Below are 23,712 nucleotides of genomic sequence, written 5' to 3'. Positions count from 1 at the left end.
GATGAGCTCGCTGCGCTCGCTCATGCCGATCGGGCCTTCTGTGACTCGTCGACCAGCGCGACGACCTGCGCGATGACCTGGTCGAGCGTGTACGGCGTGGTGTCGAGGTGGGTGGCACCGTCGGGGACGGCCAGGCCGCCCTGGGTGGAGTCGATCCTGTCGCGGCTCTCCAACGAGGCCTGAACGGCGGCGGCGTCCGTACCGCCCTCCTCCAGCGCGCGGCGCGCGGCGCGCGCGGCCGGGTCGGCGGTGACGTAGAGCTTGAGGTCGGCGTCGGGCCACACGGCGGTGCCGATGTCGCGGCCCTCGACGACGATGCCCACGCCGGCGGCGAGCGCCTGCTCGATCTCGGCGCGTTGCAGCGCGATCAGGCGGGCCCGCACCTGCGGGACCGTGGCGACCGGCGAGACGTGCGCGTTGACCTGCTCGCTGCGGATCTCCTCGGCGACGTCCTCGCCGTCGAGCGAGATCGCCGGAGCCAGCGGCTCGGTGCCGGAGGTGATCACCGGCTCCTCGACCCGGGCGGCCACCGCGGCGGCGTCGAAGACGTCGACGTCGTGGGCGAGCATCCACCAGGTCATGGCGCGGTACATCGCACCGGTGTCGAGGTAGCGCAGGCCCAGCTGGGCGGCCACGCCGCGCGAGGTGCTGGACTTGCCGGAGCCCGAGGTGCCGTCGACGGCGATGACGATGCTCTGACCTGCCGCCGCTCCACGCTCATTCACGGGCGTGATGTTACCGGTGGACGACCCATCCCCGGGATTCCAAAGCCGTACGCAGCTGCTCCGCGCTGCCCTCGGCGACGACCAGCTCCACCAGGCCCGCCGGGCGGCCGAGCTCATGCTCGATGCGGACGTCCTCGATGTTGACGCCGCTGGCGCCCGCATCCGCGAAGAGCCGCGCGAGGCCGCCGGGCTCGTCGGCGACCGCGACGAAGACCGCCGTGGTGGGGCTGAGCGGTCCGCCGTGCTTGCCCGGGATGGCCCGCGTGCCCTCCTGGCCACGCTCCAGCAGGCCGGCCAGGGTCCCCCGGTCGCCGCCGCGGAGCGCGGAGATCAGCTCATCGAGCTCGTGGCGGACCTCGCTGAGCAGGTCGACGACCGCACCGGAGTTGCCGGTGACGATCTGGCTGTAGAGCTCGGGGTCTCCCCCGGCCACGCGGGTCACGTCGCGCACGCCGGGTCCGGACAGCGCGAGGTGGTCGGCGGGCGCGCCGGCCAGCCGGCCGGCGACCAGGACGGCCATCAGGTGCGGCACGTGCGAGATGCGGGCGACGGCACGGTCGTGCTCGGCCGGATCCATCCGGATCGGCACGGCACCGCACAGCAGCGCGAGCTGCTCGACGAGCGCGGTGGCGTCGGGACGCGTGCCCGCGTGCGGTGTGACCGCCCAGGGGCGGCCGTCGAACAGCGCGGCGTTGCCGGCCAGGGGGCCGGAGCGCTCGGTGCCGGCCATCGGGTGGCTGCCGATGTACCGGTCGGCACCGGGCAGGGGGGCTACCTCGAGGAGCGGAGCGCTCTTGACGCTGCCGACGTCGGTGACGATCGCGTCGGGGTCCTGGCTGAGCGCCTCCGCGATGACGCGGCCCAGGTAGGCGGGCGGGACAGCGACGACCACGAGCTGCGGTCGGTCACCGGGGAGCCGCGGCCGGCCGGCACCCATGCCGGAGGCTGTGCGGACGTTCTCCGGGGAGGCGTCGGTGAGCAGCACCTCGAGCCCGGCCTGACGGCACGCGAGCGCGATCGAGGTGCCGAGCAGGCCGGTCCCGATGATCTCGACGGGACCGCTGAGGGCCTGATCAGGCATCGGGTACGGACTTCACCCTGGTGAGGTCGCGGCGCAGGTTGGCGGCGCCGTGCAGGTAGACATGAGTGACCTCGGCGCGCGGCATCTCGGTCTCGACGTGGGCCATCAGCCGGATCACGCGCGGCATCGAACGCTCGATCTCGAGCTCGCGGGCACACATCAGCGGCACCTCGTCGAACCCGAGCTGGCGGGCGGCGTACGCGGGGAACTCCGAGACCAGGTCGGAGGTCGAGGTGAAGATGATCGAGATGAAGTCCTCGGTCGTCAGGCCGTTGGCCTCCATCACCTCGGTGACCAGCTCGGTCGTCCGCTCGAGCAGGTGCTCGCGCTCGTCGACCTCGAGCTGGGTCGCGCCCCGTACTGCACGCACTGCCACGTCGTTCCCTCTCGTTGTGCTTGGGCGAAATCTATCGGACCGTCGCCGCCGGGATCGGACCGGCTGGTCCGCTCAGAGTTCGGCCGTGTCCAGCAGCTCGCCGAGCTCATCGTTGGTGAGCTCGCGCATCTGACCCGGCCGCAGGGTGCCGAGCTTGACCGGCCCGATCTGGATGCGGGTCAGCCGCGTGACGGGGTGCCCGATCTCGTCGAGCAGGCGCCGGACGACCCGGTTTCGGCCGTCGTGGATGGTGAGCTCGATGATCGACTTGGCGTCGGTGGCGCGCAGGATCTTGGCCGCGCTGACGTCGACGGGCCCGTCCTCGAGCGTGACGCCCTCGAGCAGCTGCTTGACGTGGCGCGGGAAGAGCTGGCCCGTGACCTCGGCGACGTACGTCTTCTTGATCTCGAACGAGGGGTGCGCGACCTTCTGCGCGAAGTCGCCGTCGTTGGTCAGGAAGAGCAGGCCGGTGGTCTCGACGTCGAGGCGCCCGACGTTGAAGAGCCGCTCGGGACGGTCGGCGACGAACTCCTCGAGCGTCCGCGCGGCGTGCGGGTCGCTCATCGTGGAGGTGACGCCCTCGGGCTTGTTGAAGGCGAGGTAGACCTTCTCGCTGATCGGAGGCAGTCGCTTGCCGTCGACCCGGATGAGGTCCTTGGCCGGGTCGACCTTGACCCCGAGCCGGCTGACGACCTCGCCGTTGATCTCGACGAGACCGTCGAGCATCAGCTGCTCGCTGCGGCGGCGGCTGGCGACGCCGGCGAGCGCGAGCAGCTTCTGGATGCGGATCAGACCATCCTCGTCGAGGGGAAGGTCGGTGCGCTCAGTCATGGGTCTGCTCCTGCTCGGTGCTGCTGTGGTGCTCGGGCTGCGCGACGCTCATCCCCGTCATCTCCGCCAGCTCGTCGTCGAGGTCGTCCATCTCCGGGAGGTACGGCGCCAGCTCGGGCAGCTCGTCGAGCCCGGTGACGCCGATCCGCTCGAGGAAGTAGCTGGTCGTGCGGTACAAATGGGCGCCGGTCTCGGGATCCTGACCGGCCTCCTCGACGAGGCCGCGTGCCAGAAGCGTACGCATGACGCCGTCGACGTTCACACCACGGATCGCGCTGACCCGCGCACGGGAGACCGGCTGGCGGTAGGCGACCACCGCGAGCGTCTCGAGCGCGGCCTGCGTGAGGCGGGCCTGCTGGCCCTCGAGGACGTAGCCCTCGACGACGGCCGCGTACTCCTCGCGGCTGTAGAACCGCCACCCGCCCGCGACGTTGCGCAGGTCGAAGCCGCGGCCCTGCGCGGTGTACTCGGCGGCGAGGGCGCTGAGCGCGGACTCGACGTCGGCCAACGGGTGGTCGACGGCGGTGGCGAGCGTCGAGGCGCTCAGCGGCTGGTCGGCGACCATCAGCACGGCCTCCAGGGCCGGGCGAAGTGGGAGCGCGGGCCGCTCTACGACCTCGGGCTCGGCGCCCCGGTCGGTCTGGTCGGTCTGGTCAGTCATCGCTGCTCTCCTGCTCGGCAGCCGGGGGCTGCCCGTCGAACTCGTCATGGATGAGGTCGTCGAGATCGATCTCGGCGCTGCCCGCCTCACCGTGGTCGCCGGTCCAGCGCACGGTCAGCTCTCCCAACGGCGACACCTGGTCGAACCCGATCACGCCCTCCCGGAAGAGCTCGAGCAGGCTGAGGAAGCGGGCGACGGTGGTCAGGGTGTCCGGGGAGTCGCCGCACAGCGCCCGGAAGGTCATCGTGCCGTGGCTGCGGAGCCGGTCGACGACGATCCCGGCCTGCTCGCGCACGCTCACCGCAGGCGCGTGGATGTGGTGCAAGGTCAGCTCGGGCGGCCCGGGCTTGGGGGCCATCGCCTTGGCGGCCAGGGCGGCGAACTGCTCCAGCCCGATCCCGATCAGCACCTCCGGCAGCAAGGTGGCGTAGCGCTCCTCGAGGCCGACCGCGCGCGGGTGGCGCAGGCTCTCGTCGGCGAGTCGCGTCGAGAGCACGGCGGCGACCTGCTTGAACGCCTTGTACTGCAACAGCCGGGCGAAGAGGAGGTCGCGCGCCTCCAGGAGGGCGAGGTCCTCCTCGTCCTCGACGTCGCCCTGCGGAAGCAGCCGGGCCGCCTTGAGGTCGAGCAGCGTGGCGGCGACGAGCAGGAAGCTGGAGGTCTGCTCCAGGTCCCACTCCTTGCCGCCCTGCTTCACGTACGCGATGAACTCGTCGGTGACCGTCGCCAGCGCGATCTCGGTGATGTCGAGCTTGTGCTTGGCGATCAGGCTGAGCAGCAGGTCGAAGGGACCCTCGAAGTTGGTCAGGCGTACGGCGAAGCCGGGGGCCTCGGCGCCCGGCTCCGGAGCGAGCTCCGCGGTCGTGGTCATCCCTCGGCGGGCTCGGCGAGACGGCGTACGAGGATGCTCTGCTCGCCGTCGGCCTCGAGTCCGGCCAGGGCGATCGCGATCGCCTCGCGCACGAGCCGGCCGCGGTCGACCGCGACGCCGTGCTTGCTGCGCAGGGTCAGCCGGGCGTGCTCGAGCTCGAGCAGCTCGTCGGAGGTGACGTAGACGGTCATCTTCTCGTCGTGCCGGACCCGGCCCGAGGTGCCGCGCGCGGCCTTCTTCGCAGGCTTCTGCTCGGCCGGCGCCGGCTCGCTCGGCGCGGGGTCGATGGTGGCCCGGAAGATGTCGTCCGCGGCCGGCACCTTCACGCGCCGCGCTGCCACCGGGCGAGCACCTCCTTGGCCAGCTGGCGGTAGGACTCGGCGCCCGGGGACGTGGACGCGTACGTGGTGATCGGCTCGCCGACGACGGTCGCGTCGGAGAACTTCACCGTTCGGCGGATGACGGTGTGGAAGACGGTGTCGCCCCAGCCCGCGACCAGGGTCTCCATGACCTCACGGCTGTGCAGGGTGCGGCCGTCGTACATGGTGCCGAGGAGGCCGTCGATGCGCAGGCGCGGGTTGAGCCGGCCCTTGACCTTCTCGATGGTGTCCTTGAGCAGCGCGACGCCGCGCAGCGCGAAGTACTCGCACTCGAGCGGGATGATGACGCCGTCGGCGGCGGTCAGCGCGTTGACGGTCAGCAGGCCGAGCGAGGGCTGACAGTCGATCAGGATGACGTCGTAGCGGTCGAGGATCGGCTGGAGCTTGCTGCTCAGCACCTGCTCGCGGCCGACCTCGTGGACCAGCTGGATCTCCGCGGCCGACAGGTCGATGTTCGCCGGCAGCAGGTCGACGCCGTCGACGTTGGTCTTCACGACGACCTCGTCGAAGGAGATGCCCGGATCCATCAGCAGCTGGTAGGTGCCGAGCTCGATCTCGTTGGGGTTGAGGCCGAGGCCGACCGACATGGAGCCCTGCGGGTCGAAGTCGATGAGCAGGACCTTGCGGCCCAGCTCGCCGAGTGCGGCACCCAGGCTGATCGTGGTGGTCGTCTTGCCGACGCCGCCCTTCTGGTTGCACAGCGCGATCACGCGGGCGGGGCCGTGGCGCTCGAGTCGCTCCGGCTCCGGGAAGACCGGCATCGGGCGCCCGGTGGGGCCCAGCTGCTCGGCGATGGGCGACTCGAACGGCAACGCGTCGGACAACGGATGCTCCTGCTTCTCCGGAAGGCGGATCGGTGCGGGATATGTCGACATATCTCCGCGTTGGCCCGACTCTACTCGTGCGATGGGGCCGGTCCGGGGAGGGCCGCGCCCGATTGTGCCGAGACTCTTGCCAGAACGTCTTTACCGGGCGCAGGATCGGTGGCCAGTCGACATCTCGGCGATGTCGCGGACAGGAGAATCATGCGCACCACTCGGGTGAGCGTTCTGGCGATCGTCGCGGCCGGCGCAGCCGGCATCGCGACCGTCGGATCCGCCATGGTCGGCCTTTCGCCGGCCAATGCTTCGCAATCGGGCCGGCACGAGCTCGCCGGCAGTCGTCCGGCCTGGCAGACCCATGGGGCCTTCCAGAAGACCGGCACCCTCCCGGCGGCGACCCGGGTCGCCGCGAAGGTCTGGCTCAGCGGCCATGACAGCAGCGGTCTCGCGGCGCTGGTCGCCGACGTCAGCGATCCGGCGAGTGCCTCCTACGGGCAGTACCTCACCCATGACGAGTACGTCGCGCGCTTCGCCCCGACCCAGGCCCAGGTGGCGCAGGTGGAGGACTGGCTGAAGGGTGCCGGTCTCACCGTGACCGCGGTCGGCGCGGACAACCACTTCGTCGCGGTCTCCGGCTCGGCCTCGGCCGTCTCCGACGCGTTCGGCACCACGATGTCGACCTACCGCTTCCAGGGGAAGTCCGTCCCGGCTCCCGACTCCCAGCTCTCGGTGCCGAACTCGGTCGGCTCCTCGGTGCTCGCGGTCACCGGGCTCACGCCCGCCGGGCACAAGGTCTCGCCCCACCAGAGCGAGCCCGCCGACCTCGGCGCGCCCTCCGGCTTCGTGAACGCGACTCCCTGCTCGGACTACTACGGCCAGAAGGCTGCGACGGGTCTGCCGAAGTTCCACGGCAAGACCCTCCCGTACGCCGTCTGTGGCTACACCCCCTCACAGCTGCGCGGCGCGTACGGCATCCCGACCAACAAGACCGGGGCGGGCCAGACCGTGGCGATCACCGACGCCTTCGACTCCTCCTCGCTGGCCGCGGATGCCTCGACGTACGCCACCCGGCACGGGGACCCGGCGTTGAAGGACGGACAGTTCAGCGACGTCAGCTTCCCCGAGGGCGCCACCGACGTGACCCCGACGCCGATCGAGGACTGCGGAGGCAACGGCTGGTACGGCGAGCAGGCGCTCGACGTCGAGGCCGTGCACGCGATGGCCACCGGCGCGAACATCCAGTACGTCGGAGCGGCCAGCTGCTACGACGACGACCTGCTCGCCGCGCTGTCGAAGGTCGTGCAGCTCAACCAGGCCTCGATCGTCACCAACTCGTGGGGCGAGCCGACCGTGATCGCGAACGACCCCGCCGACGGCTGCACCACCAAGACGCCGTGCCTGACGCTCGACCAGGGCACGATCGACGCCTACCAGTCGATCTTCCAGCAGGGCGCGGTGCAGGGCATCGGGTTCTACTTCTCCTCCGGCGACGACGGGGACGAGAAGGCGAACGCCGGCTACATCCACCCCGACTACCCGTCCGGTGACCCGTACGTCACCGCGGTGGGCGGCACCGCCCTGGGCGTGACCCAGGCCAACTCCCGGCAGTTCGAGACCGGCTGGGGCACCACCAAGTACACGACCAACGGCAGCAGCTGGTCCGGCGCGACCTGGCTCTACGGCGCCGGCGGTGGCTTCAGCCAGATCTTCGCCCGTCCGAGCTACCAGCGGGGCGTCGTCACCAGCGGCTCCGGCCGTGCGGTGCCCGACATCGCGATGGACGCCGACCCGACCACCGGCATGCGCGTGGGTGAGACCCAGGACTTCGAGGACGCGAGCGTCTGGGGTCCGGCGGGCGTGCACTACGGCGAGTACCGCATCGGCGGCACCAGTCTCGCCTCGCCGCTGATGGCGGGCGCCCAGGCGATCGCCCAGCAGGGCTCCCGAGGCCGGATCGGCTTCGCGAACCCGCTGATCTACCGCCTCGCGGGCAAGGCGGGCGTCTTCTACGACCCCACCTCCTACTCCCCCGACGCCGGCAACATCCGCTCGGACTACGCGAACGGCTATAACGCCGACGACGGCCTGCTCGCCAGCGTCCGCACGTTCGACGAGGACAGCTCGCTGACGACCACCCGCGGCTGGGACGACGTCACCGGCGTCGGCACGGTCACTGGTGGCTACCTCAAGGAGGTGGGCCGCCGCTAGCGGCTGAGCATCCAGGCGTTGGTCGAGCGGACGTACGTCTCGCCCTGCCAGCTGCCACCGCCGTACACGAGGAGCCGGGGCCCGGCCCAGATCGCGGGCCCCGGCTCCTCGGGCGCTTCCGCGGGGCGCGGGAGGCGGGTCCAGGTCCCGGCCGCGTCGTCGTAGAGCCAGCCCGCCATGACCATCCTCGCGCCGGCGAGCGCCTGCACCGGCCAGGCGCGGGTGCCCTCGGTCGGGGCAGGGGGCAACGGACTCCACGCGCCGCTCATGGGGTCGAGACGGCCGCCGAACGGGATCGTCCGGCCGTAGTCGTCGACCTCGCCGCCGTCGGCGCCACCGAGGACCGGCGCGACCAGGCGCGTGCCCGTCCACGACCACGGACCGCTGGCGAGCTGACCGGTGAGCGGGAGCTCGCGCCAGGTCGTCGCGCCCGGCGCCAGCACCGCGGCGTGGACGAGGGACGGGTCCACCGGGTTGCCCCCGGCGTCGAGCGCGTCTGCGGTCAGCACCAGCCCGGCCGGCGTCGCGGTGATGGTGCGGTCGAACGACGGTGCGAGCGGGTTCGGCGGGAGCTCGGACCACTCACCGGTCCGGGTGTCGAAGGTCCGGTCGGGGAGGACACCGTGCTCGTCCGATCCGGACGTGAGGATCAGCCGACGACCATCGACCGTCAGGTCGAGACCGCGACCGCGGGCGTGCCCCGGCACCGGTCGCTCGCGCCACGCGTCCTCGCTGCTGTCCCAGCTGAGGAGCGCGCCCTCGACGAGCAGGTAGAGCCGGTCGCCGACGACGGCGGGCGAGGTCCATCCCGCGACGGGCTCGGGTGCGTCCGCGATGGCGTGCCAGGTGTGGGTCGTGAAGGAGTAGGCGGCCCCGTCACGCTCGTCGTCCTGCACGTACGCGCAGTCCGCGCCCGGCGGGCAGCCCGGACCGGCGTAGCCGCCGACGACGACCAGCTCGCCCGCGACATTGGCGACCACCGGGTCATCGCGTCCCGAGAGCGGCGAGCCGGTGATCTCGGTCCATGTGCCAGGACCGGCGCCAGGGTCGGCGAGGTCGGGCCCGTCGGTGTGGCCCTGCTGCGCGCACGCCGACAACCCGAGGAGCAGCACGGCCGGAACGGCCAGGGCCAGCAGGGATGGCATACCTCCAGGACGCCGCGAGACGCGCTGGAGGTTCCCGATCACAGCCGTCGCATCGCCTCGGTGCGCAGCACGAGCTCGCCGGTGTCGTCGGTGGCCTCGAGGTCGATGACCGCCTCGATCACCCAGTCGTGGTGGCCGGCGGGGTCGTCGAGGGTCTGGGTGACGTGCCGCAGCCGGCCCTCGTCGCGGGTGGCGAGCATCTTCGGGCTGCGGGCGTCGCCGGCGGTGCCGACCGACTTGTGCTCGGTGTAGTACTCCTCGAGCGCGTCGTCCCAGTCGGTCCGCTTCATCACGACCTCGCCCGGCGGGTCGGTGCGGTCCGCGGCGGCCCGCTCGAGCCGCATCAGCGCATCGAGGTCGTCACGCGCGACGGCGTCGACGCGGGCCCACATCGCGTTGCGGACCATCACCTCGAAGGCCCGGCCCTGCTGTGAGAGCGCGCGCGGCGGGGGCGGCGGGGCGTGGTGGGCGACGTCCTCGCGCACGTGCGCCGGATCGTTGAGTGCCTCCCACTCGTCGAGCAGCGAGGAGTCGATCTGGCGGACCGTCTCCCCCAGCCACGCGATGAGGTCCTCGAGCTCGGGCGTCACGACCGCGGCGGGCAGGGTGTGGGACAGCGTCCGGTACGCGTCGGTGAGATAGCGCAGCACCAGGCCCTCGGAGCGGGCGAGCTGGTAGCGGCCGACGATGTCGGTGAAGCTCATCCCGTTCTCGTACATCTCGCGCACGACCGACTTGGGGTCGAGCGCGTCCTCGGGCAGCCACGGGTGGCCACCGCGGTAGACCTCGTAGAGCGCCTCGAGGCGCTCGGCGAGGGGCTTGGGCCAGGTGATCTCCTCGAGCAGCTCCATCCGCTCCTCGTACTCGATGCCGTCGGCCTTCATCTCCTCGACGGCCTTGCCCCGGGCGGTGAACTGCTGGGCGAGCAGCAGCTGGCGGGGCGGCTCGAGGACGGCCTCGATCACCGAGACCACCTCCACGGTGTGCTCGGGCGACTCCGGGTCGAGGGTGTCGAGCGCGGCGAGCGCGAAGTGTGCGAGCGGCTGGTTGAGCGCGAAGTCGGCGGGCAGGTCCTCGGTGAGGATGTAGCGGCGCCCGTACGCGTCGGGCTCGTCGAGGCGGGTGAGGATCCCCGAGGAGACCAACGAGCGCGCCAGCCGCAGAGCGCGGCGCGCGAGCCGGAGCTGCTCGCGACGGGACTCGTGGTTCTCCATCACCAGGCGACGCATCACCGCGAAGGCGTCCTCGTCGCGCGCGACCACGTTGAGCAGCATCGCGTTGTCGACCTTCATCCGGCTCTGCAGCGGCTCGGGCTGCCCTTCGACCAGGCGGGTGAAGGCGGCCTCGTTCCACACCACCGTGCCGTCGGCCGGCTTCTTGAGCTGCGCCTTGGAGTTCTTCTTGCCCGCGGCCTGCCGCTCCGCGGCCTTCGCCTTGGCCTTCTCGTTGTCGATGATGTGCTCGGGCGCCTGGACCACCACGTAGCCGTGGGTGTCGTAGCCCGCGCGCCCGGCGCGGCCGGCGATCTGGAGGAACTCACGGGTGCGCAGGATCCGCTGGCGCCGGCCGTCGAACTTCGCCAGACCGGTGAAGAGGACCGTGCGGATCGGGACGTTGATGCCCACGCCGAGCGTGTCGGTGCCGCAGATGACCCGGAGCAGGCCGGCCTGGGCGAGCTGCTCGACGAGGCGGCGGTAGCGGGGCAGCATGCCGGCGTGGTGCACGCCGATGCCCTTGCGCAGCAGCTTGCCCAGCGTCTTGCCGAAGCCGGCCGCGAACCGTACGTCCGCCAGGCGCTCGGCCAGGGCGTCCTTGTCCGGCGGCGTGATCCACCCGGCGTTGAGCAGCCCGGTGGCGTGCTCGACGGCCGCGGCCTGGGTGAAGTGCACGACGTAGGCCGGGGCCTGACCGGTGCTGACCAGCTCCTCGAGCGTCTCAGCAAGATGGGTCATGGCCCAGGTGAAGCTCAGCGGCACCGGGCGCTCGGCCTGGTCGACAAGGACCGACTCGCGGCCGTTGCGGCGGGTCAGGTCCTCGCGCAGCTCACGGGTGTCGCCCAGCGTCGCCGACATCAGCAGGAACTGGGCCTGCGGCAGCTCCAGCAGCGGCACCTGCCAGGCCCAGCCGCGATCGGGCTCGCCGTAATAGTGGAACTCGTCCATGATCACGAGCCCGATGTCGGCGCGCGAGCCCTCTCGCAGGGCGATGTTGGCCAGCACCTCCGCGGTGCAGGCGATGATCGGGGCGTCCGCGTTGACCGACGCGTCGCCGGTGAGCATGCCGACGTTCTCGGCGCCGAAGACCGAGCACAGATCGAAGAACTTCTCGCTCACCAGCGCCTTGATCGGGGCGGTGTAGAAGCTCACCCGGTCGCTGGCCAGAGCGGCGGCATGGGCGCCGAGCGCGACCAGGGACTTGCCTGAGCCGGTCGGAGTCGCCAGCACGACGTTCGCGCCGCCGAGCAGCTCGATGATCGCCTCGTCCTGGTGCGGGTAGAGCTCGAGTCCGCGGCCCTCCACGTAGGCGGTGATCGCCTCGTACACGTCGTCGGTGCTCGTGCCGGCGTTCGGCGGCCAGGTGCTCACAGCAGTCTTCTCATTCATCGTGCGCGGGGGTGGGCGGTCGCGAAGACCTCGCGGAGGTTGTCGACGGTGACCAGGGTGTAGATCTGGGTGGTGGTGACCGAGGCGTGGCCGAGCAGCTCCTGCACGACGCGCACGTCGGCGCCGCCGTCGAGCAGGTGCGTGGCGAAGGAGTGCCGCATCGTGTGCGGCGAGACGTCGGCGCTCACGCCCGCGCGGTCGGCGGCGCGGACCAGGACGGTCCAGGCCGACTGCCGCGAGAGCCGGCCGCCGCGGGAGTTGAGGAAGAGCGCGCCACCGGGGGTGGAGGACGCGACCAGGCCGGGACGCGAGCGGCCGAGGTAGGCCTCGACCGCCGTGCGGGCGTACGAGCCGAGCGGCACCAGGCGCTCCTTGCCGCCCTTGCCGCGCAGCAGCACGGTGCCGCCGGGCTCGCCGGGCGGCAGGTCGAGGTCGTCCACGTCGAGCCCGACCGCCTCGGAGATGCGGGCGCCGGTGCCGTAGAGCACCTCCAGCAGGGCGCGGTCGCGCAGGGTCAGCGGCGTCTCCGGCTCGCCGGCGGCCTCGAGGATCGCCTCGACGTCGGAGAGCGGGAGCGCCTTGGGCAGCCGCTTGGCCGGGCGCGGCGGGCGGACCGCCCCTGCAGGATCGAGGGTGACCATCCCGTCGGCCAGGGCGAACTTGTGGAAGCCCCGTACGGCCACCACGGTCCGCGCAGCAGAGGTCGCCGACAGCGGCTGGTGGTCGGCGTCGCCCTCACGCAGGCGCGCCAGGAACTCGGTCACCGTGGCCTCGGAGACGCCCGAGAGGTCGGTGATCCCGACCTGGTCGAGGTAGGCCAGGTAGCGCCGCAGGTCACGACGGTAGGAGGCGAGCGTGTTCTCCGCCAGGCCGCGCTCGACCGAGAGGTGGTCGAGGTAGGTGCGGACGGCGGTGCTCGGCGCGACGGTCGTGATCAGGAGGCGCCCGCCTGGTCGAGGACGCTCTCGATCGAGACGGCATCGATGCCCACGGCTGCGCCGACGGGGGCGTTGGTGAGCTCGCCGGCGTGGGTGTTGAGACCCAGCGCGAGGCTGCGATCAGCCTGGCATGCGCCCCGCCAGCCCCGGTCCGCCACCGCGACCACGTACGGCAGGGTGGCGTTGGTCAGGGCGTAGGTCGAGGTGTTCGGTACGGCGCCAGGCATGTTGGCCACACAGTAGAACGTCGAGTTGTGCACCGGGTACGTCGGGTCCGCGTGCGTGGTCGGGCGCGAGTCCTCGAAGCAGCCGCCCTGGTCGATCGCGATGTCGACCAGCACCGAGCCCGGCTTCATCTGCGCGACCAGCTCGTTGCTGACCAGCTTGGGGGCGGCGGCGCCCGGGATCAGCACCGCACCGATCACCAGGTCGGCCTGCTTGACCTGCTCCTCGAGCGCGAGCTTGGAGGAGACGAGACCGTGCACGCGGTTGTCGTAGCGCCAGAACGACATCCGCAGCTTGTCCAGGTCGGTGTCGAGCAGGGTGACGTCGGCGCCCATGCCGAGCGCGATGTTGGCGGCGTTCTGCCCCGAGACGCCGGCGCCGATGATGACGACCTTGGCGCTGGCGACACCGCCGACGCCGCCCATCAGCACGCCGCGTCCGCCCTGGGCGCGCATCAGCCAGTACGCCCCGACCTGCGGCGCGAGGCAGCCGGCGACCTCCGACATGGGGTAGAGCAGCGGCAGGCCGCCCGACGGCAGCTGCACCGTCTCGTACGCGATCGCGGTGACCTGCTTGGCCAGCAGCTCACGGGTCAGGGTCGGGTCGGCGGCGAGGTGGAGGTAGGTGAAGAGGGTCAGTCCAGGTCGTAGCCGGTGATACTCCTCGGCGATCGGCTCCTTGACCTTGAGCACCACCTCGGCGCTCCCCCACACCTCGTCGGCGCTGGGCAGCATCCGCGCCCCAGCGGCGACGTACTCCTCGTCGGGGATCGAGGAGCCGAGTCCGGCTCCCTGCTCGATCACCACGGTGTGTCCGTGGGCGACGAGCTCGTGCACGCCGATTGGCGTGATCGCGACCCGGTACTCGTTGTTCTTGACTTCCTTGGGCACACCGATCGTGGTCATGCCACAGTCTTACGCCAGTCCGAGCGCCCGCACCATCAGAACCGCGATCAGAAGTGGTCCATCGCTGACCTGACCGGCCAGCACGGCAGCGTGCAGGTCGTCGAACGGGACCCACATCAGCTCCATGTCGGCCTCCTCGTGCTCGAGCACGAAGTCGCCGCGATCCACCGCGGTGAGGTCGGTGGCGAGGAAGTAGTGGATCTTCTCCGAGATCAGCCCCGGGGAGGAGTAGGCCGCGGTCAGCGGGCGCCAGGTCGCGGCCGCGTAGGAGCCCTCCTCCTGCAGCTCGCGCCGGGCGACGTCGAGCGGCGACTCGTTCTCGCCGTCGAGCAGTCCGGCCGGCAGCTCGATGAACCGCATCTGCGCCGGGTGGCGGTACTGCTTGAGGCAGAGCACCCGGCCCTCCGCGTCGAGGGCGACGATCACGGCCGCACCAGGGTGCTCCATCACGAGCCGGGAGAAGGTGCCCTCACCGTCGAGGTCGCGCAGGGTGTCGCGGCGCAGCGCCATCACCCAGTCGTCGCGGTGCAGGTCGGTCGAGGAGACGACGGGCCACTGCTGCGGCTCGTCGCGCACCTCGCCGTTCCCGTGCGCCATCACTCGGCGTCGGCGACGACAGCGGCCTCGGCCGGGGCGTCCTGCTCGGGCTCGCGGTACAGCTTGGACTCGTCGATCGGGAAGCGCTGGTCCTTCTGGCGCGCGATCGCGGCAGCGACGAGGCCCTTGAAGAGCGGGTGCGGCCGGGTCGGGCGCGACTTGAGCTCGGGGTGGGCCTGCGTCGCGATGTAGTACGGGTGCATCTCACGCGGCAGCTCGACGAACTCGACCAGGCCGTTGTCCGGGTTGGTGCCGGAGATGACCAGGCCGGCCTCGCTGAGGCGGGCGACGTAGTCGTTGTTGACCTCGTAGCGGTGGCGGTGGCGCTCCTCGACGCGGGTGGCGCCGTACACCTCCGCGGCGATCGAGCCCTTCTGCAGGTCGGCGGGCTGGGAGCCGAGGCGCATGGTGCCGCCCAGGTCACCGGCGCCCTCGACGTACGCCTTCTGCTCCTCGATGGTCGCGATGACCGGCTCCGGCGTGTTCGGGTCGAACTCGGTGGAGGCGGCCTTCTCGAGTCCCAGGACGTTGCGCGAGTACTCGATCACCATCGACTGCAGGCCCAGGCACAGGCCGAGGGTCGGGATGCCGTGGGTGCGGGTGTAGGTGAGCGCGCCGACCTTGCCCTCGAGGCCGCGGATGCCGAAGCCGCCCGGGACGCAGACCGCGTCTACGTCGTGCAGGTGCTTGTGGGCACCCTCCGGGGTGTCGCACAGGTCGGAGGCGATCCAGCGGATGTTGACCTTGGCCTCGTTGCCGAAACCGCCGGCGCGCAGCGCCTCGACGACCGAGAGGTAGGCGTCGGGGAGGTCGATGTACTTGCCGACCAGGCCGACGGTGATCTCCTCCTTGGGGTGGTGCACCCGGCGGAGCAGGTCGTCCCAGATGGACCAGTCGACGTCCCGGAACGGCAGGTCGAGCTTGCGCACGACGTACGCGTCGAGGCCCTCGCGGTGCAGGACCTTCGGGATGTCGTAGATCGACGGGGCGTCGGCGGCGGTGACCACGGCCTCCTCGTCGACGTCGCACATCAGCGCGATCTTGCGCTTGATGCCCTCGGGCAGCTCGCGGTCCGCGCGGCAGACGATGGCATCGGGCTGGATGCCGATCTGGCGCAGCGCCATCACCGAGTGCTGGGTGGGCTTGGTCTTCAGCTCCTTGGAGGGGCCGATGTACGGGACCAGGCTGACGTGCACGAAGAAGACGTTGTCGCGGCCGATCCGCTGGCGCACCTGGCGGGCGGCCTCGAGGAAGGGCTGCGACTCGATGTCGCCGACGGTGCCGCCGATCTCGGTGATGCACACGTCGATGTCGTCGCCGTGCATCGCGAGGATGCGGTCGACGATCTCGTTGGTGATGTGCGGGATGACCTGGACGGTCTCGCCCAGGTACTCACCGCGGCGCTCCTTGGCGATCACGTTGGAGTAGACCTGACCGGTGGTGACGTTGGCGTTGCCCACCAGGTCGGTGTCGAGGAAGCGCTCGTAGTGGCCGATGTCGAGATCGGTCTCGGCGCCGTCCTCGGTGACGAAGACCTCGCCGTGCTGGAACGGGTTCATCGTGCCCGGGTCCACGTTGAGGTACGGGTCGAGCTTCTGCATCGTGACACGCAGGCCGCGTGAGCGGAGCAAGCGACCGAGGCTGGAAGCCGTCAGGCCCTTACCGAGAGAGGAGGCGACGCCTCCCGTGACGAAAACATGCTTGGTCTGGGCGCCCGACTTCATGGACCTTGATCCTATCCGAGCGGAGCCACTCCATCGATTCCTGACGCGCCATAGGCTCCGCCGCCGCCCGCGATCTGGTGGGCGAGGGCCAGCACGGCGCCGACCTGACCGATGTTGGTCTCGTCGCCGTCCACGGTGGCGACGACCGGTGCCTGCGCGCCGAGGTCGTGGGCGCGCAGGCGCTTGAGGTCGCCGCGGAGACCGGACCCGGTGCTGCCGGCGACCACGACGCCGTGGGCGCGGGTGGCGGCGCCCTGCACGATGCCGGCGAGGATCGTCGGGTCGACGTGGTCGCCGAGGACGACCAGCAGCAGGGATGCACTGCTCTGCACGGTCGGCTGGGCGTCGCTGGCCTGGCCGGCTGCACCCATGGAGACGAGCTTGGACTCGGCGAGGGTCGCGAGCGTGGTCGCGGCATCCGCGCTCGGCGCAGCGGGGGTGCTGGTCGTCGCGACCGCACCGCCGAGGAGCTGCCCGAGACGCACGTACGGCGGCTGGGCGGCGTCGACGACGCCGTGGACCTGGGTCGCCATCTGACTGCCGAGGGTGTCGACCAAGGACTTGTTCGCCGGGTCGGTGGCCGCCCCGGTGATGTGGACGGTGCTCGTGACCGTGCCGCCGGCGGCGGCGACCTGCCCGGCCACGGCGTCGAGCACGCTCTGCGGGGCGCCCGGGAACGCGGCGATCGCGACCGGTTTGCCGGTGAGCTTGCCGTGGACGAGCATCGGGGCGGTCGCGGCGGCGAGCTTCTGGCCGGCCTTGGCCTGGGCGAGGAGGTCGTCGTGGGCCTTGCCGCTGACGTAGCCGGTCGCGGTGCCGGCGTCGCCGCGGTCGCTCAGGGGCCCGCCGCCGAGGGCGATGCCCACCCCGAGGGCGGTGCACACGGCGATCAGCGGGACGAGGGCGCGGCGCATCATCGCGCGACTCCGATCCGGTCGAGGGCGTCGCGGAGCCAGTCGTGGCCCACGTCGGTGGTGGCGATCGCGGCGGTGACCGCGACCAGGCAGATCAGGAGCGCGAGCAGGATGTGGTGCACCCGCACCTTTCCCGAGTAGAGGGTGGGAACCGCGCTTGCGTCGACCAGTCGCGGGCCGGCGGCCAGCCGGCTCAGGTAGGCACCGGCGGCGCCGTCTCGATCATGATCGAGCGCATCGGCCAACCCGGCGCCGAGTCCGACGCCGATCATCACGCGCGGATCGGCGACGTGGGCGGAGAGCACGGCGATCTCGCGAGAGCCGAGGCTGCTCAGCACCCGATGCGGCGCGGTGCCGAGGCGCGCCAGGCCGTCGTCGTGCGTGGTGCCGGTGCCGCAGAGCACGACGTCGCGTGCGCCGCGCAGCGACTTGGCGTCGGGCAGGTCCTCGCCCGCGCCCACCACGATCACGTCTGCGCGCAGGCCGGCCGCGCGCACTGCGGCGACGGCCGGGGCGGTCGCCACCACGGTGGGGCGCTGCTCGCGCAGGAAACTGCGCATGCCGCGCAGCTGCGCGGCCGTCTGGCCGCTGTCGGCGACGACGAGCACGGTCCGATCGCGGATCCGCGCGTCGAGCACGGGCAGACCGACCCCGTGCAGGATCACGTCCTCCTCGCGCCGGATCAGCTCGGTGCTGGTGTGGGTGAGGGTCTGGAGCTGGGAGGCCATGCCCGTACGGGCCTCGGCCATCTGCGTCTCGATGACGGCCTTGTCGACGACGCGGCCCGTGGTCAGGCGCTGCTCGCCGTCGTAGACGATGCCGTCCTCGATCCGGGCCGCACGGCCGTCGCCCAGCGCGCCGAAGCCGCCCTCCCCGACGCTGTCGACCAGCAGGATGCCGGCGTCGACCAGCAGCTGGGGGCCCTGGTTGGGGAACCGGCCAGAGGAGATCGGCTGGGCGTTGATGACCGCGACCACGCCGGAGTCGAGCATCCGCTGGGCGGTGGCGCGGTCGAGGTCGACGTGGTCGACCACGGCGATGTCGCCCGGTCGGAGCCGAGCGAGCAGGGAGCGTGTCGGCCGACCGACACGGAGCGTGCCGGCGAGGCCGGGCAGGGTGGGCAGATCGGTCCGGGTACGCAGTTTCATGACCGAGCAATCCTCACATCCGACCCCGCCGCGTCAGCGGACGCGGAGTCCCGGGTGTGTCGGTCCTCAGCGCTCCGAGCGGGCCGTGCGGGCGACCTCGAGGAGCTCGCGGGCGTGCGCGAGGGCCGTGTCGGACTCCGCCATGCCGGCCAGCATCCGGGAGAGCTCGCGCTCCCGGGCCGCGTCGTCGAGCACCGTCAGGCCCGAGGTCGTGACGCTGCCGTCACTGGCCTTCTCGACCGCGACGTGCGTGTCGGCGTACGCGGCGACCTGGGGCAGGTGGGTGACCACCAGGACCTGGGAGCTGCGGGCGAGCCGGGCGAGGCGGCGACCGATCTCGACCGCGGCGGCTCCGCCGACGCCGGCGTCGACCTCGTCGAAGACGAAGGTCGGGACCGGGCTGGTGCCGGCGAGGGCCACCTCGAGCGCGAGCATCACGCGAGAGAGCTCGCCACCGGAGGCGCCCTTGCCGAGCGGGCGCAGCTCGGAGCCGGTGTTGGCGGCGAGCAGCAGCTCGACCTCGTCGACGCCGGAGGACCCGAAGCGCAGTCGTCGTCCGGCCACCTCGAGAGGCTCACGCCCGCCGGCGGCGCCGGCCTCGCCGGCGTCGTGCTGACGGACGTCGATCGCGAGTCGGGCGTGCGGCATGGAGAGCAGCGCCAGCTCGGCGGTGACCTCCGCGGCCAGTCGGCTGGCGCACGCGGTACGGGCAGCGCTCAGCGCGGCGGCCTGCTCGCCGAGCGCCACGCGGAGCTCGGCACGCTCGGCGGCGAGCGCCTCGATCCGCTCGTCGGTGCCGTCGAGCGCGAGCAGCCGCTGCGCGGACGTCTCGGACCAGGCCAGCACCTCATCGATGGTGTCGCCGTACTTGCGGGTCAGCGCCGTCAGGGCCGCGCGCCGCTCGGACACCGTCGCCAGCCGGGCCGGGTCGGTGTCGATGGCGCTGGCGTACGAGGCCACGTCGGCGGCCAGGTCGGAGAGCAGGTACGTGATCTCGGCGAGCCGGTCCGCGAGCGCGGCGGCTTCGGTGTCGTGGTCGCGGACGCCGTCGAGGAGTCGCCGTGCGGCCGAGGTCGCACCGAGGGCGTCCGGGCCGCCCTCCTCGCTGGAGAGCGCCTCGCGGGCCTGCTCGGCGGCGGTGCGCAGGGTGTCGGCGAAGCCGAGCCGGGTCTCCTCGGTGGCGAGGGAGGCGTCCTCCCCCGCGACCGGCGAGACCTTCTCGATCTCGTCGAGGCCGAACCGGAGCAGGTCAGCCTCACGGGCACGCTCACGGGCGTTGCTGCGCACCTCGTCGAGCTCGGACTCGACGTCGTTGAGGCGGCGGTAGGTGTCGCGGTAGGCGGAGAGCAGCGCCTCGACCTCGGCGCCACCGAAGCGGTCGAGGGCCTCCCGCTGGGCACGGGGCTGGAGGAGCCGGTGCTGGTCGGACTGGCCGTGCACCGCGACCAGCGGCGCAGCGAGGTCCCCCAGCGTGGAGATCGGGACGGAAGCGCCACCGGCGAAGGCGCGCGAGCGGCCCTCGGCGGCGACCGTACGGGCCAGGAGCACCCGGCCGTCCTCCGCCTCGCCACCGGCCTCGTCGGTCGCGGTCACGAAGTCGGGCAGCGAGCGCGCGTCGACCACGCCCTCGACGCGCGCGGTCTTGGCTCCGCGACGCACCGCCCCTGCATCAGCGCGGCCGCCGAGCAGGAGGCCGAGCGCCGTCACGATCATGGTCTTGCCGGCGCCGGTCTCACCGGTGATGACGGTCAGTCCGGGACCGAGCTCGAGCGTCGACGAGTCGATCACGCCGAGCGAGCTGATCCGCAGCTCCTCCAACATCAGCTGCCTCCGTTCCGCCGGCGCTCGCCGGCTCCGCGCCAGCCCTCGACGGAGAGCCCGAACTTCGCCACCAGCCGGTCGGTGAAGGGCGCCTGGTGCAGCCGGACCAGCCGGACCGGCTCGGCGCCGCGGGTGACCTCGATGCGGGCCCCCTGCGGCAGATCGACCGCACGCCGGCCATCGCACCACAGCACGCCGGTGCCGGCCGCGGTCGCCATCACCTCGATGGCGAACATCGAGGTAGGCGCGACCACCATCGGCCGTGCGAAGAGGGCGTGGGCGCTGATCGGGACCATCAGGAGCGCCTCGACACCGGGCCACACGATCGGGCCGCCGGCGCTGAAGTTGTAGGCGGTCGAGCCGGTCGGGGTCGCGCAGACCACGCCGTCACAGCCCCACCGCGAGAGGGGTCGGCCGTCGATCTCGACGACGACCTCGAGCATCCGCTCGCGCGCCGCCTTCTCGACGCTGGCCTCGTTGACCGCGAAGGTACGGAAGACCTCGTCACCTCCGTGGAACACCCGGACGTCGAGGGTCAGACGGTCCTCCGCCGTGTAGCGACGTGCGACGATCGCCTCGATGGTGGACTCGACGTCCTCCACCTCGGCCTCGGCGAGGAAGCCCACATGGCCGAGGTTGACGCCGAGCACCGGCGTCCGGCTGCCGTGGGTGACCTCCGCGGCCCGCAGGATCGTGCCGTCGCCGCCGATCACCAGGGCGAGCTCGCAGCCGACTGCGGCGCCCTCCGCACCGGGGGCGGCCTCGAGCCCGTCCATGGCTGGGTCGAGCCCGAACTCCTCGATCTCGGTGCGGAGCATCCGGACCGTGATGCCGTGCGCGATCAGCGCCTTCAGGCACGCGAGCGCGACCTGACGCGCCTCCTCGCGGCCCGTGTGGGCCAGCATCAGGATGCGGCGGTCCCCCGCGCTCATCGGTGCACTCTCAGTCACGGATCCACCTTCTCATCCGGGACCGACAGTCCGACGTTGGCGCGGACCGCGGCGTCGATCTCCTCCGGACTGATCGTCGCTGCACCACGGCGCAGCCAGAGGAAGTACTCGATGTTGCCCGACGGGCCGGGCAGCGGGCTCGTCGTGACCGCGCGGGCTCCCCAGCCACGGGTCGCGGCTGCCGCGGCGACGGCGTTGACCGCCTCGGCGCGCAGCGCCTCGTCCCGGACCACGCCACCGCGCCCGACACGGTCCTTGCCGACCTCGAACTGCGGCTTGACCATCAGCGCCAGGTCTCCGTCGGGAGCGGTGACGCCGATCAGCGCGTCGAGGACGAGCTCCAGCGAGATGAAGGACAGGTCACCGACGATGACATCGACCGCACCGTCGATCAGCTCGGTGGTGAGCTCGCGCACGTTGGTCCGGTCGTGGACGATGACGCGCGGGTCCTGCTGTAGTCGCCAGACCAGCTGGCCGTAGCCGACGTCGACGGCGACGACCTCACGGGCGCCGTGGCGCAGCAGCACGTCGGTGAAGCCGCCGGTCGAGGCGCCGGCATCGAGACAGCGGCGGCCCTCGACGCTGAGGCCGAGGGCGGCGAACGCCTCGAGGGCGCCGGCGAGCTTGTGGCCGCCGCGCGAGGCGTAGTCGGGGTCGTTCGGGTCCTCCCGCACGACGATCGCGGCATCGGTGGTGACGCCGGTGGCCGGCTTGGTGGCGCGGGCACCGGCGACGGTGACGCGGCCGGCGGCGATCAGGTCGCTGGCATGCTCACGGGAGCGGGCCAGGTTCCGGCGCACCAGCTCGGCGTCGAGGCGGAGTCGGCGAGGCACGGAGGCTCAGGCCTCCGGATCGGCGTCGAGGGCGCGGCGCAGGGTGTCGTGCACACTCGCGAAGACCGCGGCGTGCTCCGCGACCGGGGCGACCGCCAACGCCTCCACAGCGTCGATCGCCGCATCGACGGCAGCGACGCCGGTGCGCTCGGGAACCTGCTCACTCATGGCGCAGAGGCTACCGGGGCGGGGTCAGTCGACCCGTGTCCGGCGCGCTGCCGTGAGCATCCGACCAGCTCCAGGCCACGGCTGCGACCACGCGCCACCAATCCCCGGGATCACCTTCGCCGCTCACCTCGAGAGTGCCGTCCGTGACGGAGGCGGTCCAGCCGCTGAGCGCGCAGCGGTCCTCCTCGACCGTCACCTGCGGCTGCGGCGCGACCAATCCGCCCAGATCGGCGCTGATGTACGTCGGGCGCAGCTCCGCGGTCGCCTCGATGAGCTCGGTCAGGCCGGTGATGCCGGTCATCACCAGCAGCGTGTCGACCTCGACGGCCGCGCCGCCGGCGATGTCGGTGTCCAGCCGGTCGCCCACCATCAGGGGACGTTCACCGCCGACGCGGCGGATGGTCTCCTGCAGCAGCGGCGGAGACGGCTTGCCGGCCACCTCGGGCCGGACCTCCGCGAACCTCGAGATCATGTCCACCATGACGCCGTGACCGGGCGCAGTGCCGTACGGGGTCGGGAGGCTCCCGTCGGTGTTGCTGGCGACCCAGGGCAGCCCGTCTCGGATGCGGGTGGTGAGTCGCATGATGTCGCGCCAGGGCACGTCCGGCCCGTAGCCGGTGGCCGCCGCGTCCGCGTCGTCGTCCACGCCCACGGGAACCAGCTCAGCCTCGCGTAGTGCCTCATCCAGGCCGGCGGCGCCGAGGTACGCGATCCGTGCACCCGCGCCGAAGCGCCCACGCAGGACGCCGGCCGCTGCCTGGGCAGAGTTGACGACGTCCTCCGACGCGGCGTCGATCGAGAGCTCACGCAGGTGCTCGGCGACGGTCGCAGGAGGACGGGCCGCGTTGTTGGTCACGAAGGCGACCTTCATCCCCCGGCGTCGCGCCGACGCGATGGCATCGGCGGCTCCTGGGACCGCATGGCCCCCGATGTACACCACGCCGTCGAGGTCGAGCATGGCCAGGTCGTACAGCTCGCAGAGCGCGCGATCGGTCGCCTTCAGCATGGCGTCATGCTGCCACGCGCCGTACCCGACGGGCGGATCGCACCTCCACCTCGACCCGGGAGCCGGTCGCGCCCCCGCTGGTACGGAAGAAGCGCTTGCGCAACGCACCCTCGACCTCGACGACATCGCCCTCGACCCAGGTCATCACCTGGCGACGCAACCGCGGCGTCCACGCGATGCAGCTGAGGACGTCCACACGCTGCTTGGAGCGCAGATCGGAGTCCCGGCGGTCGACGATCACCATGAAGGTGCACATCACCGCCTCGCTCGGCAGAGTGCGGCTCTCCGCGGCCGCAGAGAGCCGGCCGATCAGGTGGACGTCGTTCACGACGTCAAGCGTCTCTTCGCTGCTCTTGCGTGCGCCCATCGGGCATCACCTCCAGCACCAGCCTGCCCGGGGCTGCCGACATTGGCACCCGGTCGCCGACCGCCTGTGGAAAGCCCGGCGATGGCGCACTGCTGTGGAGAACAAATGGCTCGATATCGTCCCGGAAATGCGGGAGAGCCCCATCAGACTCGCGTCTGATGGGGCTCTCGACCTCAATATATGTCCGGCGGCGTCCTACTCTCCCACAACCTCCCGGTTGCAGTACCATCGGCGCTGTAGGGCTTAACTTCCGGGTTCGGGATGGGACCGGGTGTTTCCCCTACGCTATGACCGCCGTAACCCTTGCCCGACACACTCGGTATCGGAAAACAAATGGTCACCGTGGTGAACGTTGGTTCGTGGACGCGAACACTTTGCGCAGTTTATGCGTTTGTTGGTTTTGTTGAGCGTTTG

Annotated in this window: 23 protein-coding genes and 1 rRNA gene; 1 reads left to right on the top strand and 23 read right to left on the bottom strand. The window is 71.7% G+C overall.

Annotation, left to right across the window (positions count from 1 at the left end; translation table 11 throughout):
- Window positions 1-20: 20 nt before the first annotated feature.
- From cmk to KSO98_RS12465, 8 genes are all read right to left on the bottom strand, one after another.
- The gene (cmk, locus tag KSO98_RS12500) at window positions 21-725 is read right to left on the bottom strand and encodes a (d)CMP kinase (protein ID WP_225285941.1); all 705 of its coding nucleotides are present in this window, start codon (window positions 723-725) and stop codon (window positions 21-23) included.
- Between the two features lie 10 nt (window positions 726-735).
- Window positions 736-1,806 (bottom strand): prephenate dehydrogenase, encoded by a 1,071-nt coding sequence (locus KSO98_RS12495; protein ID WP_225285940.1) that lies wholly within the window; start codon window positions 1,804-1,806, stop codon window positions 736-738.
- Window positions 1,799-2,182 carry a chorismate mutase gene (aroH, locus tag KSO98_RS12490; RefSeq protein ID WP_225285939.1) on the bottom strand — a complete coding sequence of 128 codons (384 nt, stop codon included), beginning with the start codon at window positions 2,180-2,182 and terminating at the stop codon, window positions 1,799-1,801. The genes KSO98_RS12495 and aroH overlap by 8 nt, the downstream gene beginning before the upstream one ends.
- Window positions 2,183-2,254: 72 nt before the next feature.
- The gene (locus KSO98_RS12485; protein ID WP_225285938.1) at window positions 2,255-3,013 is read right to left on the bottom strand and encodes a pseudouridine synthase; all 759 of its coding nucleotides are present in this window, start codon (window positions 3,011-3,013) and stop codon (window positions 2,255-2,257) included.
- Window positions 3,006-3,674 (bottom strand): SMC-Scp complex subunit ScpB, encoded by a 669-nt coding sequence (gene scpB / locus KSO98_RS12480; RefSeq protein WP_225285937.1) that lies wholly within the window; start codon window positions 3,672-3,674, stop codon window positions 3,006-3,008. Before scpB ends, KSO98_RS12485 begins: the two co-directional genes overlap by 8 nt.
- Window positions 3,667-4,545 (bottom strand): segregation and condensation protein A, encoded by an 879-nt coding sequence (locus tag KSO98_RS12475; protein ID WP_225285936.1) that lies wholly within the window; start codon window positions 4,543-4,545, stop codon window positions 3,667-3,669. Before KSO98_RS12475 ends, scpB begins: the two co-directional genes overlap by 8 nt.
- The gene (locus KSO98_RS12470; RefSeq protein WP_225285935.1) at window positions 4,542-4,886 is read right to left on the bottom strand and encodes a hypothetical protein; all 345 of its coding nucleotides are present in this window, start codon (window positions 4,884-4,886) and stop codon (window positions 4,542-4,544) included. The genes KSO98_RS12475 and KSO98_RS12470 overlap by 4 nt, the downstream gene beginning before the upstream one ends.
- The gene (locus KSO98_RS12465; protein WP_443680815.1) at window positions 4,868-5,800 is read right to left on the bottom strand and encodes a ParA family protein; all 933 of its coding nucleotides are present in this window, start codon (window positions 5,798-5,800) and stop codon (window positions 4,868-4,870) included. Before KSO98_RS12465 ends, KSO98_RS12470 begins: the two co-directional genes overlap by 19 nt.
- 150 nt (window positions 5,801-5,950) lie before the next feature.
- Between KSO98_RS12465 and KSO98_RS12460 the strand changes: the two genes are divergently transcribed.
- On the top strand, window positions 5,951-7,954 hold the full coding sequence (locus KSO98_RS12460) for a S53 family peptidase (protein WP_225285934.1): 2,004 nt from the start codon (window positions 5,951-5,953) through the stop codon (window positions 7,952-7,954).
- Here the strand turns inward: KSO98_RS12460 and KSO98_RS12455 are convergent.
- The 15 genes from KSO98_RS12455 to rrf form a co-directional block, all read right to left on the bottom strand.
- The gene (locus KSO98_RS12455; RefSeq protein WP_225285933.1) at window positions 7,951-9,099 is read right to left on the bottom strand and encodes a Kelch repeat-containing protein; all 1,149 of its coding nucleotides are present in this window, start codon (window positions 9,097-9,099) and stop codon (window positions 7,951-7,953) included. The two genes, KSO98_RS12460 and KSO98_RS12455, sit on opposite strands and share 4 nt — an antisense overlap.
- Before the next feature lie 38 nt (window positions 9,100-9,137).
- Window positions 9,138-11,702: a DEAD/DEAH box helicase gene (locus KSO98_RS12450; RefSeq protein WP_225285931.1), complete on the bottom strand. Its 2,565-nt coding sequence runs from the start codon at window positions 11,700-11,702 to the stop codon at window positions 9,138-9,140.
- On the bottom strand, window positions 11,699-12,637 hold the full coding sequence (xerD, locus tag KSO98_RS12445; RefSeq protein WP_225286099.1) for a site-specific tyrosine recombinase XerD: 939 nt from the start codon (window positions 12,635-12,637) through the stop codon (window positions 11,699-11,701). The genes KSO98_RS12450 and xerD overlap by 4 nt, the downstream gene beginning before the upstream one ends.
- Window positions 12,637-13,770 carry an alanine dehydrogenase gene (gene ald / locus KSO98_RS12440; protein WP_225285930.1) on the bottom strand — a complete coding sequence of 378 codons (1,134 nt, stop codon included), beginning with the start codon at window positions 13,768-13,770 and terminating at the stop codon, window positions 12,637-12,639. The genes xerD and ald overlap by 1 nt, the downstream gene beginning before the upstream one ends.
- A 9-nt stretch (window positions 13,771-13,779) precedes the next feature.
- On the bottom strand, window positions 13,780-14,367 hold the full coding sequence (locus KSO98_RS12435; protein WP_225285929.1) for an NUDIX domain-containing protein: 588 nt from the start codon (window positions 14,365-14,367) through the stop codon (window positions 13,780-13,782).
- Window positions 14,367-16,091, bottom strand: coding sequence for a CTP synthase (pyrG, locus tag KSO98_RS12430; protein ID WP_225285928.1), 1,725 nt, complete (start codon window positions 16,089-16,091; stop codon window positions 14,367-14,369). The genes KSO98_RS12435 and pyrG overlap by 1 nt, the downstream gene beginning before the upstream one ends.
- Before the next feature lie 11 nt (window positions 16,092-16,102).
- Window positions 16,103-17,008: a copper transporter gene (locus KSO98_RS12425; RefSeq protein ID WP_225285927.1), complete on the bottom strand. Its 906-nt coding sequence runs from the start codon at window positions 17,006-17,008 to the stop codon at window positions 16,103-16,105.
- On the bottom strand, window positions 17,005-18,153 hold the full coding sequence (steA, locus tag KSO98_RS12420) for a putative cytokinetic ring protein SteA (RefSeq protein WP_225285926.1): 1,149 nt from the start codon (window positions 18,151-18,153) through the stop codon (window positions 17,005-17,007). Before steA ends, KSO98_RS12425 begins: the two co-directional genes overlap by 4 nt.
- A gap of 66 nt (window positions 18,154-18,219) precedes the next feature.
- The gene (gene recN / locus KSO98_RS12415; protein WP_225285925.1) at window positions 18,220-19,974 is read right to left on the bottom strand and encodes a DNA repair protein RecN; all 1,755 of its coding nucleotides are present in this window, start codon (window positions 19,972-19,974) and stop codon (window positions 18,220-18,222) included.
- A complete protein-coding gene (locus KSO98_RS12410; protein WP_225286098.1) occupies window positions 19,974-20,906 on the bottom strand; it encodes an NAD kinase in 933 nt (310 codons plus the stop codon). The genes recN and KSO98_RS12410 overlap by 1 nt, the downstream gene beginning before the upstream one ends.
- A gap of 14 nt (window positions 20,907-20,920) precedes the next feature.
- Window positions 20,921-21,757 carry a TlyA family RNA methyltransferase gene (locus tag KSO98_RS12405; protein WP_225285924.1) on the bottom strand — a complete coding sequence of 279 codons (837 nt, stop codon included), beginning with the start codon at window positions 21,755-21,757 and terminating at the stop codon, window positions 20,921-20,923.
- A gap of 6 nt (window positions 21,758-21,763) precedes the next feature.
- Entirely contained in the window at window positions 21,764-21,925 is a 162-nt protein-coding gene (locus KSO98_RS12400; RefSeq protein ID WP_225285923.1) for a hypothetical protein, read from the bottom strand.
- Between the two features lie 10 nt (window positions 21,926-21,935).
- The gene (locus KSO98_RS12395; protein WP_225285922.1) at window positions 21,936-22,931 is read right to left on the bottom strand and encodes an HAD-IIA family hydrolase; all 996 of its coding nucleotides are present in this window, start codon (window positions 22,929-22,931) and stop codon (window positions 21,936-21,938) included.
- 4 nt (window positions 22,932-22,935) lie between these two features.
- On the bottom strand, window positions 22,936-23,298 hold the full coding sequence (locus tag KSO98_RS12390) for a single-stranded DNA-binding protein (protein WP_225285921.1): 363 nt from the start codon (window positions 23,296-23,298) through the stop codon (window positions 22,936-22,938).
- Window positions 23,299-23,480: 182 nt separating this feature from the next.
- Window positions 23,481-23,597, bottom strand: a 5S ribosomal RNA gene (rrf, locus tag KSO98_RS12385).
- Window positions 23,598-23,712: the final 115 nt, after the last annotated feature.

Source organism: Nocardioides nematodiphilus, assembly GCF_020216525.1.
GTDB classification, from domain to species: Bacteria; Actinomycetota; Actinomycetes; order Propionibacteriales; family Nocardioidaceae; genus Nocardioides; species Nocardioides nematodiphilus.
The sequence above is the reverse complement of the archived record's forward strand: the minus strand, read 5'-3'. Positions and strand labels throughout refer to the sequence as shown.